This window comes from Collimonas pratensis (assembly GCF_001584185.1).
In the GTDB taxonomy this organism is placed as follows: domain Bacteria; phylum Pseudomonadota; class Gammaproteobacteria; order Burkholderiales; family Burkholderiaceae_D; genus Collimonas; species Collimonas pratensis.
In genome coordinates, this window is the sequence record NZ_CP013234.1 from 1,397,015 (window position 1) to 1,410,123 (window position 13,109).

A 13,109-nucleotide genomic window follows, 5' to 3' on the forward strand; every position below is an offset into this window, starting at 1 on the left:
CCATGCCGCTTAGTCCGTTGGCCGTGCTGCAGGCACTACACAAATGACATGACCCAAAAAAATACCATTGACCACCAATCTGGAGCGAGAGGGACCATGAACATGTTTGGCAAAAAAATCGCAAAACTGCTACTGCCATTCCTGGTGCTGACGACAGCAGCTGCCGCCAGCATGGGCAAGGAACCGGAAGGCCGTGAAATCGTCGCCGACCTCGGGAAAATCGTGAATCCCCAGGGCATACAGGAGAACTACAAGGTCAAGATCGGCGGCGTCGAGCAATGGCTGTACGTGCGCGGGCAGGACCGCGACAACCCCATCATTCTTTTTGTCCACGGCGGCCCGGCCTCGCCCAGTGCGCCCACCATGTGGATGTACCAGCGGCCGCTGGAAGAATACTTCACCGTCGTCAATTACGACCAGCGCGCCTCCGGGAAGTCCTACCTGGAAACCGATCCGGACGCCGTGCGTGCCAGTCTGCACATAGACCAGTACGTGAACGACGCCATCGATATCGCGCAATACGTCAGCAAAAAGTACGGCAAGAAAAAGGTGATCCTGGTCGGCCACAGCTGGGGCACCATCATCGGCATGAAAGCCGCCCTGGCGCGGCCGGACCTGTTCTATGCCTATGTTGGTATCGGTCAGGTGATCAATGTGCGCGACAATGAACGCATCAGTTTCGAGTTCGGCCTGGCGCAGGCCCGGAAAGAGGGCAATCAGGCAGCGGTGACGGAAATGGAAGCCATCGCACCTTATCCAGGCACGCAGTCGATCACTCGCGAGCGCATCATCATCGCCCGTAAATGGGCGCAGTACTACGGCGGCCTAGCGGCCTACCGCAGCGATTTCGGCTACTACTTCAATGCGCCGCTGCTATCGCCGGAGTACGACCAGAAGGCGGTTGCCGCCATCGATCAGGGCAACATGCTGACGCTGGGCGCCGTGCTGCCTGAGTTTCTTGAAGTCGATCTCAAGCCGATAGTCAAGTTCCCGATTCCGGTCGTCATGTTCATGGGGCGGCATGACTACACCACGCCATCCCAGCCGACCGAAGAGTGGCTCAAGAAAGTGGATGCACCCTACAAGAAGGGAATCTGGTTCGAGCACGCATCGCACCTGGTGCAGTTCGAAGAACCGGGCAAGACCTTGGTAAGCCTGCTGACCTATGTGCGGCCGTTTGCCACGGACAACCCAGCCGAGCTGCGCAAGCCATCTCCCTGAGCAGTAGCGTTTTGCAGCCGGGCGAAACTGCTGGCGGCCGGCGGGGTGGATGTCGCGTCGTGGCCCTACTGGTCCTCGGCCGACAAGCTGGCGCAGATGAACGGCAGCCTGGCGACCGACATCACCTCGATGATGAGTGTCGACATCATGCTCGGCGCTACCCTGGCCGGCAAGTTCGCGCCGGTGTGGCGCATCCTCCTGCGCTCGCTGCTGGCCGCTATCGTCGGCGGACTGCTGATGGGTTACGGCGCCCGGCTTGCCTACGGCTGCAATATCGGCGCCTACTTCAACGGGATCGCTTCCGCCAGCGTGCATGGCTGGCTATGGTTCGTCGCGGCGCTGATCGGCAGCTACTTCGGCGTCTGGGCGCGGCCTCTGTTCGGCCTCTCAAGAACCTAACGGCTTCAGAAATCACCCGCGGGCAGCAGCCAGTTCCTGGGCAGGCTGTAGTGCTGCTCGCTCAGCAGATCGATGCCGCACTCCAGCTGCTCGACCCAGTCTATGAAGCGGGCCACCATTTCCGGCCCCTGGAACATGCAGCCGTGCTGCGGCACGATGCACTGGATATCCAGCTGCCGCACCATCGCCGCCCACAAACGGCAGGCGCGGTTGCCGCTCATATAGCGCCGGTGAAAGGATTGCATGCTGCGCAGGTGCGCCGAGAAATCCGTCACCGGCTGCGCCGCATCGCTATTGCTGACCATCGACGCCCCCAGGTCGCCCGAGAACAGTATCTTGCTGACCGGATCGTAGAACTGGAAATTACCCTCCGAATGCAGGAAGTGCGCCGGCAGCGCCCACACTTCGCTCTGACCGATCTGGATCCGCAAGCCGTCATCCGGAATAGAGACGATGCGGCCGGCGGTTTTTCCGGCCGGGCAAAAATGCGGGATGAAGCGCGACCACAGCTTGGAGATGACCACCTGGCATTCAGAACCGGTCAGCCAGCGGCCGACCGAGGCGACGATGTCGGGATCGGCATGCGAAGCCAGGATGTATTTCAGTTCTTTGGGTGGGAAGAAGCGGCTCAGCGCGATGAACAGTTCGTTGTAAGTCATCTGGCCGCCGGGATCGATCAGCGCGCCCTGGCCGTGGTCGCAGATGAAGAACTGGTTGGTCTGGACCACTTCGCCTTCATCTTCTTCGACCAAATCGGAAAACATGACGCAGACATGCTGGCCGTTGTTGAAGAGCTCGGTTGCCATTGATTTTTCAGGTGGAATGAATAATCGACGAGCGTAGTACGGAGTGAGGTTGTGGTTCCTTGATAAATATCAAATTATTGTTGATTTACAACGGCGGCATGGTCGGCTATTACACTGGCACAGGTAGGATGCATGACAAGCCTATTTCCAGCTTACCTCTTCGTCGGCTCAAATCCCTGCTCGATCCCTTTCGTTCGAAGCACTTCCAACAGCATCTTGGCGCGGCGCGGCAATCCCTTGGCGCCATAGACCGCATGCATCTGCGGATTTTTCCCTGACGACGAAACCATGCGATAGGCTGGGCAAAGATGCAGCAGTTCGCCGCTTTCAATTGCCGGCTTTGCCACCCAGGCTGCCAGCCGTCCTATCCCCATTCCCGCCCGGATCAACTCGTACAAGCCGGTGCCGCTGCTGACGCGATGGGTTGCCGGCATATGCATCCGTAAGGTGCGCGCATCCGATTTGAAATACCAGTCTTTCAAGATACGCGGCGCGGTATGCAGCACGATGGCATGGCTGCTCAGGTCTTCCGGTTCATCCGGTGCGCCGTGTTTTTCTATATACGCCGGGCTGGCGCACAGAATCCGGTCATAGTCCCACAGGGGATAGCCGATCAGTTCGCTGGATAGCGGATAGGCGCCGCGGATTGAGAAATCCAGGTTTTCCTGGATCGGATCGACCATGATGTCGGTATAGAGGACGTCGATGCGGACATCAGGAAAATCCTGCGTCAGCAGGCCGATCTGCTGCGGCAGGAAAAAGCGGCTGAAGATCTCCGGCGCTGAAAACCGGATCGATCCGGTCGCGCCCGATTGCAGGCTGGCGATTTCATTTTCCGCTTCGGCTTGCACTTCCAGCATCTTTTTCGCGGATTCATAATAAAGCTCGCCGGCGGCGGACAGGCTGAGCAGTTTGTGCGAGCGTTGCAGCAATTGCACGCCAAGTTGCGTCTCCAGCGCCTGCACGGTTCTCGTGGCGGAGCTGGGGGAGATGCCCATGACGCGCGCCGCCGTAACGAAACTGTGCTTTTCAACGACGGCACAGAATACCTTGAGTTCCCATAGCGTTCTGCCTTGCATGTAGCGGCTCCTGATGTGATTTTCTGCAACATGGTGTTGCAGCAGACATTGCATGTTTGGTTTTACACTTGGCGCATCTTATTTATATCGACGGAAGAGAGCGCAACATGATGGAAACCAGCCAACTTTACGCCAGCGACGTGCAACAGGCAGCGCAACGGATCAAGCATGTCGCCCACCGCACGCCTGTCCTGACCTCGCGCACAGCCAATCAGATCGCCGGCGCCGAACTGTTCTTCAAGTGCGAAAACCTGCAGCGCATCGGCGCGTTCAAGTTTCGCGGCGCCTACAACGCCTTGTCTCAGTTCTCAGAAGAGCAGCGTCGCCATGGCGTGCTGACCTATTCCTCGGGCAATCACGCCCAGGCGATTGCCCTGGCTGCCAGCCTTCTCAATATCCGTGCGGTCATCATCATGCCAGAAGATGCGCCAGAGCTGAAAATCCAGGCGACCAAGGGCTATGGGGCAGAAGTTCTGACTTATAACCGGTATACGGAAAACCGCGAAGAGATCGGCCGCAAGCTGGCGCAAGAAAGAAACATGACGCTGATTCCTCCCTATGATCATCCAGACGTGATTTGCGGGCAAGGGACCGCTGCTCTGGAATTATTCGAGGAGGTGGGCGAGCTGGATGTGCTGCTGGTCTGTCTCGGTGGCGGTGGACTGCTGGCGGGATCTGCGCTGGCGGCGTCGGGCATGAGCAAGAATTGCCAGGTGATTGGCGTTGAACCGGCAGCAGGGAACGACGGCCAGCAATCGTTCCGCAAGAGGGAAATAGTGCACATCGAGGTGCCGGACACCATTGCGGACGGCGCCAAGGTGACGCACATAGGCAATCACAATTTCGATGTGATACGGCGTCATGTCCACGACATCGTGACCGTCTCTGACGCGCAACTCATCGAGACCATGAAATTCTTTGCCGAAAGGATGAAGATCGTGGTTGAGCCGACCGGATGCCTGGCGGCTGCGGCGGCGCTTCAGCGCGTCTATCCGATTGCCGGCAAGAAGGTGGGGGTCATCGTTAGCGGCGGCAATGTGGACTTGCAATCCTTTGCCAAATTTATCGCCTGATTACCTTGTAGGGTGGGCAAGATTTTTTTGCCCACGCGGGACTGGAAGCTTGGACTCATCACTATCCGCGTGGGCACTGGTGCCCACCCTACTGAGCGCCAGAATCACCGCCACCGAATGCAGGACATCCATGAAAATCATTCACACCACCGAATCACCCGCGCCGCTTGGCCACTATGCGCAAGCGGTAGAGCAGAGCGGCTTCGTCTTTTTATCCGGGATGCTGCCCGCGCGCGATCTGATCGATCCCGCAATACATGATTTCAAGGCACAGGCCCAAGCAGTTCTTGATCAATGCCAAAAGGTCATTGAAGCGGCCGGCGGCACTTATGCGGATGTGGTCCAGGTCACGGCTTACATGGTGGGCGTGGAAAACTGGTCTGCGTTTAACGAAGTATATAGCCGCGCTTTTGGCGCGCATACGCCCGCACGCGCCATCGTGCCGGTCCCTGCGCTGCACCACGGTTTTGCCATCGAATTGCAGGTCGTGGCATTTATTCCCGAGGAGCGTCGCCGCTAGGGCACCTCATTTGCCGGCGATTTTCTTGCCCTCGGGCTGGTAACCGTCATTCAGCGTCTTCAAGAACGCCACCACATCCTTGATTTCATCATCCCTCAACGCAGGCGGCGCACCCGCCTTGCTGTCGAACGGCGCATCGGTCACATCCACATTGGCGTGATAGGCGGCCGGCAAATCGTCGTACTTGTTGAGCTTGCCATCCTTGCTGCGCGGGTACCATTTTTCCGGTTTGGTTTCCCGTTCCATATAAAAATGCACGACGTCCTCCAGCGAATGGAACACGCCATTGTGGAAATACACTTGGCGGGTGGCGGCATTGCGCAAGGTCGGGGTCTTGAAGTAGCCGCAGTAGTTCAGCTGCTTGGCCGCATCCTTGCGCCATGGACCGCACATGCCCATATCAAAATACTTGGGGTCGCGGTTGGCCAGGATGGCCTTGTTGCGCGGCACCGCCAGGGCTTCAAACTGATAATCGGTAAACACCGGCGGGAAGCTGCCGTCGCGCGATGGCTTTTCGATGTGGCAGGTGGCGCAATTGCCTTTTTTCGGATCCTTGAACAGCGTTAATCCGCGCATTTCCTGTTCGCTCAGTTGCACCTGCTCGGCCAGGTAGTAGTCGTACTTGCTGTCGTAGGGATGGAAGCTGCGGTCTTCTTTCTGGTACAGCGCCAGCGCGTAATAGGCTTCTCCCAGCGCCAGGTTGGGCGAAGTGAATACGGACGGACCGAACAGCTGCAGCATGTCCTTGGCGTAGGGCGCGGCCTTGAATTTTGCCAGCAGTTGCGCGGCGTTCTTGTTGGCCATTTCATTCGCTGCCAGCAAGGGGCCGCCGGCCTGGTCGGTCAGGTTGGTGGCCCGGCCGTCCCAGTCGAAGCCGCCTTGGGGCACCACTTCCTGCACTGCCGCCGATGGCTGCAGCGTTGCCTTGGCTACCGCCGGCGCCGGCGGGTTGGCCTTGGCTGCTGCTGCCTGCAGGACGGCGCCCTTGTCGTCTTCGTCGGGCTTGGTGTCGGGGCCGATGGAGAATGCTGGCGCGTGTTCGTGATAGCGCAAGGAAGGGACTGCGCGTCCGCCCTGTGCCTGCAAATGCATGCCGCCGAGCTGTACTGCGAGGCCGTTGGCCGGCGCGTGGGCGTTATCCGGGTTGTGGCAGGAGGCGCAGGACAACTTGCCGGAAGCGGACAGGGATTGGTCGTAGAAGATTTTTTTGCCGATTTCGGCCACGGCGCTTAAGGGGACCACCGGCGCATTCAGGCGCGCCAACGCGGCCTGGGCCGTGCTTGCCGGCGCCGGCGCCACGGCGACAGGTGCAGCGGCAGTCACTGGCGCAGCAGCAGTGCTGGCCTGGTCCTGACGGCCGCAGCCGCTCAGGAGAAACGCCAGCGCGGCGAGTGCGAGGATGGCTGTGCGTGGCGACGCTAAAGCAAGAGCAGGGTGCGGCTGAAACCGGATTTTCATAAAGGCTCAAGGACGTGCGACGGTGAAGTTTCCTGCGCAAATGACAACGCTTGCCCGCGTGGATGCGCATCTGGATCAAAACGATAACCCGGCAGGATAGCGCTGAAATATGTCAACTTGATGAAATGGGCGATCTTGTCGTTTGCCGCGGCGAATTCGATGACGAAACAGACACGTCATCATGCGGTAACAAGCCGATCCTACAATCCAGCTCCGAATGTTTCTCAGCGGCGTAAGCGGGCTGTCATCGCCAGATCAAGTCCGTTAGCACTGTGTCATTTCCTGACTGCCGGGAAGTCTCCGGCAAGCGGCATTTCAATCAATATTGGCGTGGCAAAAAAACAGCATGGCGCGCCGATAGGTAATCGCATTTGAACATCAATAAAGAGTAATGCGGGGCGGACTGCCTGGCCTGGCAACGGGATGCTGGCCGGATGCAACTGCATTAGTCACTAATACTACTCAGGAGCATCAATGAAATTGCACACTACATTTGCGGAGCATCGCTTCGCAAAGCCTGCGCTTGCGCTGGCGATCACCGCTGGCTTGCTGGGTGGCTGCAACTCCGGCAGCTCGTCGTCGTCCCTCGACAACGGCCCGACACCGCCGGTGGTAGCGAAAGCCGCCACGCCGATCCAGCACGTCGTGGTGATCTTCCAGGAAAACGTCTCCTTCGATCACTATTTCGGCACTTATCCAAACGCTGCCAATCCTACCGGCGAGCCGGCATTCACGGCCGCTGCCGGTACCCCGGTGGTGAATAACCTGCAAACGCCGCTGGACGTCACCAAGAGTTTCGCCGCACTGCGCGTGCCTAGCCTGCTGACGGCCAATCCGACCACGCTGAACACCGGCAATGGCGTCAACGCCATCAATCCTTTCCGCCTCGATCGTTCGCAAGTCGTCATCGCCGACCAGGACCATGATTACCAAGCCGAGCAGATGGGCTTCAACGGCGGCGCCATGGACCTGTTCCCGGCCTCGCTCGGCGCAGGCAACTCGGCTGCGCCGCAAGTGCTGACGCCGCCGCTCAACACCAATGGCTTGACCATGGGTTACTTCGACGGCAATACCGTGACAGCGCTGTGGAATTATGCGCAGAACTATGCGCTCAACGACAACTCCTTCGGCACCACCTTTGGCCCTTCGGCGCCGGGCGCGATCAACCTGATCTCGGGCCAGACCAACGGCGTTATCGCCACCAACCTGTCGGCCAGCCAGGCTGGCAACTATGCAGCCGGCGACGGCTATTACGGCGAGCTGTCCAGCGACGGCGTGGGTGGCATCAACCTGGCCGGCGATGCCCAGCCTTTGAATGATGCTTGCATGACGCGCGACGCAGCGCAGCTGAGCGGCAAGAACGTCGGCGACATGCTCAATGCAGCGAATGTCAGCTGGGGCTTCTTCCAAGGCGGCTTCGACCTGACCGTGACCAATGCAAACGGCACGACAGGCTGCAAGCGTTCCACTACGTCCGCAGTCACTGGCGTCACCAAGGCCGACTATATCCCTCACCACCAGCCTTTCCAGTACTACGCCAGTACGGCGAACCTGAAGCATGCCCGTCCTAGCGCTGTCACCGCCATCGGCAATACCTTCCAGGCAGACGGCAAGACGGTGGATCCTGCCAATCATCAGTACGACATCCATGACTTCTTCGATGCCGTATCGGCTGGCAATTATCCTGCGGTCAGCTTCCTGAAAGCTCCTGGCTACCAGGACGGCCACGCCGGTTATTCCGACCCGCTCGACGAACAAGCGTTCGTCACGCAAGTGGTCAACTTCCTGCAGAAGCAGCCGGGCTGGAGCAATACGCTGGTCGTGATTGCTTATGACGACTCGGACGGCTTTTACGATCACCAGGCCAGCCCGATCCTGAATCCGTCGAACAACACCACTGCTGCCGCTGCCTTCACCAGCAACGGCCTGACTGCGCCAGGCGTGGCAGACGCGCTGAACGGTCCTGGTGTCTGCAAAACCAACGGCCCAGGTTCATCACAAGGCACACCGACAGCATTGTCCGGCGCCACCGGCAAGACTAGCGCCCAAGGCCGCTGCGGCTATGGCCCACGCCTGCCGCTGCTGGTGATCTCGCCGTACGCGAAGACCAACTACGTCGACCACACGCTGACCGACCAGACCTCGATCCTGCGCTTCATCGAAGACAACTGGTTGTCCGGCCAGCGCATCGCCGGTTCTTACGACGCCATTGCCGGCACCTTGACCAACATGCTGAACCTGAGCGGCACGCCAAGCACAGCCAAGCTGATCCTCGATCCGACCACCGGCCAGCCGGCTGCCGGCACGACCAGCAAGAAACTGTGACCGCAACTGCTGCAAAAACCTGATAACGGAATGCGCCGGCTGCCTTGAACGCTCTCACCATGAAAGCATTCAAGGCGGCGTGCAAAGTCCGGTTGAAGATCGCCTGTCCCTTGCCAGTCATAGCGGTGAGGGGCAGGTTTTTTTTCGGCCGCGCACGCAAAGGCGATCAACCATTGGAGATGATGATGAGTTCACGAACAAATGTTTTTCCGAAGCAGCCGGCTGGACGCTTGCTGAAAACCATGCTGGCCGGCCTGGCGCTGCTGGCTTCCGCGGGCGCAGTCCAAGCCGCAGGCAGCGGCAACCTGATCGTCAACGGCGGCGGTGAGACCGGCCTCTGTGCGACCGACTGGAAAGCGGTTAAAACCGTGCCGGGCTGGCAGGTCTTGCTGGGCAACCCGACGCTGGTCTGCTATTCCGTCGCAAGTTTCACGACGCCATCCTCGCCGGCCGCGGGCAATGCCTTCATCGCCGACGGTCCTTATGGCGACTCGGCGCTGATGCAGACCATCAATGTCGCCTCCGCCAGCAGCGCCATCGATACCGGCACGGTGACTTATTCCCTGTCCGGTTGGCTGGGCGGATATACCGTCTATGCCGGGCAGGCGATCGTCACCGCAAGCTTCCTCGACGCTTCCGGCAAAGTGCTGGGCAATCCGGGCGAACTGTCCGGCGTCACCGCCAGCGCGCGCGGCAACGCCAACGCCTTCATCGCCAAGTCGAACAGCGGCACCGTGCCAGCCGGTACCCGTTCGATCGCGGTGCAACTGCAGTTCATCAATACCTCCAGCTCCACCAACGTCGGCTACGCCGACAATCTGTCGCTCACCTTGTCGACGCCGGTGCCCGCGCCGGTCCTGGCAGCGCCGGCATCCACGGTGCCGGCCTTCGACCACGTGTTCTTCGTGATGATGGAAAACACCGACTACTCGCAAGTCATCGGCGACACCACCAATGCCCCGTTCATCAACTCGCTGGCGCAGGGCGGCACCTTGCTGACCAATAACAGCGGCGTCTACCACCCCAGCGACGAAAACTACATGGCGGTCTCGGGCGGCGACACCTTCGTCACCGGCGCGATCTACTATCCGAACATCAAGGTCGGCGCCAGCCACATCGGCGACCGCCTGGAAGCCATCGGCAAGACCTGGAAAGCCTACGAGCAAGGCATGGGCACCCCGTGCAACACCAAGAACAACGTCGACAGCTACTACGAACCGGATGACGCGCCGTTCATCAACTACACCAACATCTCCGGCAATCCGACCCGCTGCGCGGCGCATCTGTTCGACACCACTCAGCTCACCACCGACCTGCAGTCGGCAGCTACTACGCCGAATTTTTCCTGGATAGCCGCCGACGACAACGCCGACGGCGAAGCCTCAGGCAACGGTTCCGCCAACAGCCTGCAGGTGCAAGACGGCTGGCTTAAGCAAACCTTGCAGCCGATCTTCGCATCGCCGGCATGGACCAGCCAGCGCTCGCTGCTGATCCTGACCTGGGATGAGTCCTCGGGCAGCGCCACCAACCACATCGGCGGCATCGTCTACGGTTCGCAAGGCCTGGTCGGCAGCGGTGCGCTCAGCACTGCCAGCTACAACCATTACAGCGCCGGCCGCACCATCGAAAGCGCACTCGGCATCAGCCCGCTGACCGCCAACGATACCTACGCCCAGCCGATCAACGACGCCTTCACGCCCAATGCAAAAGCCGCAGCCTCGTCGCTGAGCGCCGCCATGCCGAATGTGCAGCAGGGTGAAAACATCGCGTTCAACTTCAGCACCACGCTGGCCAACACCAATTCGTCCAACTGGGTCGGCATCTATCCCGCCGGCGCCAGCCCGGGCACCAACAGCTCGACGATGTGGCAGTACGTGGGCGCGCAAGGCGGCGTGACTGCGTTCAGCACGGCGTCGCTGGCGCCTGGGACTTATACGGCGTGGTATTTGTACAATGGCGGGTATACCAAGCTGGCTGGGCCGGCCACTTTCGTGGTTAGCCAGTAATCCTGTCTCATGGCCGTAGGAGGACAAGCATTTGCCAGAAACCTGGAAAGCTTGTGCAGGTCTGCGCCTCAGAAATGAGAACTAGCTGATACGCCATGCGTGCCGGCATGAAGAAGGAGGCGATTGTCGCCTCCTTCTTCTTCTTTTCACCCGCGAAATCGTGGCGGCCTGAGCAGCCATTCATCGACTGAGGCCTCCCTCAATCCCCCGCCTGATCCGGCCCTGGCTTCCTGCTCCTGCAGTTCTGACAAATTGCCTGATGTCGGAAAACCACAAACATATTAAAGATTGCAAGATTCTTGTCTTGTCATAATGTTTCTGTGGATAAATCTGATGCAATTTTGTAAAATCTGATGAATTTATTTGCAACATTTTCAAATGAGCAAGAGGCGGGACGCTTGTGTCAGCGTCAATCCGGGCGGTATCCGCGGATTCTCCTGGACCGATGCACTGGGTCGGATACCACTAGCGTTACGTGGGGCGGCATACAGCAGTTAAAAACTAAAACAGATTTCAGGGAGAAAAATGAAGAATATCGTTGTCGGCGTTGCACTCGTCTTGGCCATTAGTGGCTGTGCCATGGATAGTTCCTACAAATTTGCCAAGCTGAAAAAAAAGCATGAGGCTGAAATTCAATCAATCACGGGCGTAGAAATTTTCTATAGTCCGGAACAGATGATTGTTATGCAAACTGCGAACAACACGTCGAGCGATGTCATTGCAGTAGGCAGCCTGCTTGGTCCGGTGGGGACCTTGGCTGCCGGTGTGGGTGGCATTGCTCTTCAGCGTAAGGCAGCGAGTGATGTCGTGACGCGTACCGAGGAGTTTTCTCAGGCGGTGCACGAGGCTGCGACACAGCAAGATATGCATCTTGCATTCGCCAACAAATTGAAAAGCGCAATTGAAAGCACCGGGCGCGTCGTTAAATTGACTGAAATAAAACGGCCTCCCGAAAAAAAATTGGGGATGCGTCCGGCAAAAGGCCAGTTGCCCTCATTTACGGTTAGCGAAGGGTATAGCCCCCTGTTATTGAGAATGACCGTGGCATACGGAGCAGCCGATCTCCTCAATGACTATCATCCCGTGCTCGTCACGGAATATGTGCTGATGAATCAAAAGGGCAACAGGGTTTTGCTAGGAAACACCTATACGTCGGTACCTGCCAAGCCGGCGTATGCGAGCTATCCGGAGCTGCTCAAGGATGCGCTCGGAGCACGGCAATCTGCGAAAGACATTTTGATCAGTACCTGGCCCGATCAGATTTCAAATTCCGTATTCGGCGTCAGCGCAGCGGTCGTGTCTAGTCACTGATCTTGAATGATGACGCGGCATGATGCAGCAGCAGTTTCGCTGCTTTCCAAAAAAATTGAATGAGCCGGTATCGGCTGCAAAAGACCCTGATGAAAAAACTACTCTTTATATTCAGTCTTCCGCTTTTACTGACAGCATGCGGCATCGGCAAATACAATGTCGCATACAGTGAGCCTAAGGATGGCGATCGTGCCAGAATCCGGGTAATCGTCCCAACGGTATTCAATGCCTATCGTGGAGTAACTGCCTTCCCGAATATGCAATGCCTGACCAAGAGGCCTGTCGGCAGCGGACACGTTGTAGGCAGCTATGCCATCGGTTTTGAAAACAATCTGAATGGACAAAAAATAGGTATTCCAGCCAGTACGTTTTCAGAAAAAAAAGGATATGTGAAGGCGGAAACCTACCTGTCTGCGAATCAGCCGGTAATGTTCACGTTCAGCAAACCTAATTCGACCAGTGAATCTCCAGCAGTCTCCGGCACCACGAGAATGATCACGATTTATCAGGATAGCTGCTTCGCAAGAGTGGTATTCGTGCCCCAGACAAATGCTGACTACGAATTGGTTTTTACATCCGAAACAAGCTGTCAGTTTGAACTGAACCGTTTGACAGTCGATCAGGGCGCGGTTTCAGCGGCCCCGGTCATTCAGCGCAACATTGAAATTTGCCATTAGCAAGCCGTTGAAAAAAAACTGTGCGCTGGCGAAGTTGGACGGGAATTCACGACGCGGCCAAGTCAGGTTCGATAGGGTCGTCTGCTGATTGATTTGAATGAAACGAGATTCCTATGTTCTCTACGCTCATTACCGTTTTTTTTCTTCACCTTGCCGCCATGATGACGCCCGGCGCCAACGTTCTGCTCATTTCGCAATTGGCAGCGAGTGACCGCTCTCGCAGTGCGGGTTTTG

The 13,109-nt window shown here is 58.1% G+C and carries 10 protein-coding genes and 1 pseudogene; 8 read left to right on the forward strand and 3 right to left on the reverse strand.

The window, feature by feature from the left end:
- The first annotated feature begins 102 nt into the window (after positions 1-102).
- Together CPter91_RS06350 and CPter91_RS06355 are read left to right on the forward strand one after the other, a co-directional pair.
- Entirely contained in the window at positions 103-1,221 is a 1,119-nt protein-coding gene (locus CPter91_RS06350) for an alpha/beta hydrolase (protein WP_061945908.1), read from the forward strand.
- Between the two features lie 21 nt (positions 1,222-1,242).
- Positions 1,243-1,620 (forward strand): annotated as a pseudogene (locus CPter91_RS06355) (YeeE/YedE thiosulfate transporter family protein); the annotation flags it as partial.
- Between the two features lie 5 nt (positions 1,621-1,625).
- Here CPter91_RS06355 and CPter91_RS06360 read toward each other — a convergent pair.
- Both CPter91_RS06360 and CPter91_RS06365 read right to left on the reverse strand, forming a co-directional pair.
- Complete coding sequence (locus tag CPter91_RS06360; protein ID WP_061938453.1) at positions 1,626-2,426, reverse strand: oxygen-binding di-iron domain-containing protein; 801 nt, start codon at positions 2,424-2,426, stop codon at positions 1,626-1,628.
- A gap of 152 nt (positions 2,427-2,578) precedes the next feature.
- Positions 2,579-3,505 carry a LysR family transcriptional regulator gene (locus CPter91_RS06365; RefSeq protein WP_061938456.1) on the reverse strand — a complete coding sequence of 309 codons (927 nt, stop codon included), beginning with the start codon at positions 3,503-3,505 and terminating at the stop codon, positions 2,579-2,581.
- A gap of 110 nt (positions 3,506-3,615) precedes the next feature.
- On the opposite strand from CPter91_RS06365, the gene CPter91_RS06370 reads away from it, so the two are divergent.
- Together CPter91_RS06370 and CPter91_RS06375 are read left to right on the forward strand one after the other, a co-directional pair.
- A complete protein-coding gene (locus tag CPter91_RS06370; protein WP_061945910.1) occupies positions 3,616-4,578 on the forward strand; it encodes a threo-3-hydroxy-L-aspartate ammonia-lyase in 963 nt (320 codons plus the stop codon).
- A gap of 130 nt (positions 4,579-4,708) precedes the next feature.
- Complete coding sequence (locus CPter91_RS06375; RefSeq protein WP_061938459.1) at positions 4,709-5,098, forward strand: RidA family protein; 390 nt, start codon at positions 4,709-4,711, stop codon at positions 5,096-5,098.
- A 6-nt stretch (positions 5,099-5,104) separates the two neighbouring features.
- Here the strand turns inward: CPter91_RS06375 and CPter91_RS06380 are convergent, their stop codons facing one another.
- Positions 5,105-6,556 carry a cytochrome-c peroxidase gene (locus CPter91_RS06380; RefSeq protein ID WP_061938462.1) on the reverse strand — a complete coding sequence of 484 codons (1,452 nt, stop codon included), beginning with the start codon at positions 6,554-6,556 and terminating at the stop codon, positions 5,105-5,107.
- Positions 6,557-7,030: 474 nt separating this feature from the next.
- Between CPter91_RS06380 and CPter91_RS06385 the strand changes: the two genes are divergently transcribed.
- The 4 genes from CPter91_RS06385 to CPter91_RS06400 all read left to right on the forward strand — a co-directional run bounded on the left by CPter91_RS06385 (position 7,031) and on the right by CPter91_RS06400 (position 12,875).
- A complete protein-coding gene (locus CPter91_RS06385; protein ID WP_082792649.1) occupies positions 7,031-8,881 on the forward strand; it encodes a phospholipase C in 1,851 nt (616 codons plus the stop codon).
- A gap of 185 nt (positions 8,882-9,066) precedes the next feature.
- A complete protein-coding gene (locus CPter91_RS06390; RefSeq protein ID WP_167595136.1) occupies positions 9,067-10,887 on the forward strand; it encodes an alkaline phosphatase family protein in 1,821 nt (606 codons plus the stop codon).
- 525 nt (positions 10,888-11,412) lie between these two features.
- A complete protein-coding gene (locus CPter91_RS06395; protein WP_061938468.1) occupies positions 11,413-12,198 on the forward strand; it encodes a hypothetical protein in 786 nt (261 codons plus the stop codon).
- Between the two features lie 89 nt (positions 12,199-12,287).
- A complete protein-coding gene (locus CPter91_RS06400) occupies positions 12,288-12,875 on the forward strand; it encodes a hypothetical protein (RefSeq protein WP_150119636.1) in 588 nt (195 codons plus the stop codon).
- The last annotated feature ends 234 nt before the right edge of the window (positions 12,876-13,109 follow it).

Excerpts from the sequence above, each read along its gene's own strand:
- CPter91_RS06365 (WP_061938456.1), bottom strand. The coding sequence starts at position 3,505 with ATGCAAGGCAGAACGCTATGGGAACTCAAGGTATTCTGTGCCGTCGTT.
- CPter91_RS06395 (WP_061938468.1), top strand. The coding sequence starts at position 11,413 with ATGAAGAATATCGTTGTCGGCGTTGCACTCGTCTTGGCCATTAGTGGC.
- CPter91_RS06350 (WP_061945908.1), top strand. The coding sequence starts at position 103 with ATGTTTGGCAAAAAAATCGCAAAACTGCTACTGCCATTCCTGGTGCTG.
- CPter91_RS06375 (WP_061938459.1), top strand. The coding sequence starts at position 4,709 with ATGAAAATCATTCACACCACCGAATCACCCGCGCCGCTTGGCCACTAT.
- CPter91_RS06385 (WP_082792649.1), top strand. The coding sequence starts at position 7,031 with ATGAAATTGCACACTACATTTGCGGAGCATCGCTTCGCAAAGCCTGCG.
- CPter91_RS06360 (WP_061938453.1), bottom strand. The coding sequence starts at position 2,426 with ATGGCAACCGAGCTCTTCAACAACGGCCAGCATGTCTGCGTCATGTTT.
- CPter91_RS06380 (WP_061938462.1), bottom strand. The coding sequence starts at position 6,556 with ATGAAAATCCGGTTTCAGCCGCACCCTGCTCTTGCTTTAGCGTCGCCA.
- CPter91_RS06370 (WP_061945910.1), top strand. The coding sequence starts at position 3,616 with ATGGAAACCAGCCAACTTTACGCCAGCGACGTGCAACAGGCAGCGCAA.
- CPter91_RS06400 (WP_150119636.1), top strand. The coding sequence starts at position 12,288 with ATGAAAAAACTACTCTTTATATTCAGTCTTCCGCTTTTACTGACAGCA.
- CPter91_RS06390 (WP_167595136.1), top strand. The coding sequence starts at position 9,067 with ATGAGTTCACGAACAAATGTTTTTCCGAAGCAGCCGGCTGGACGCTTG.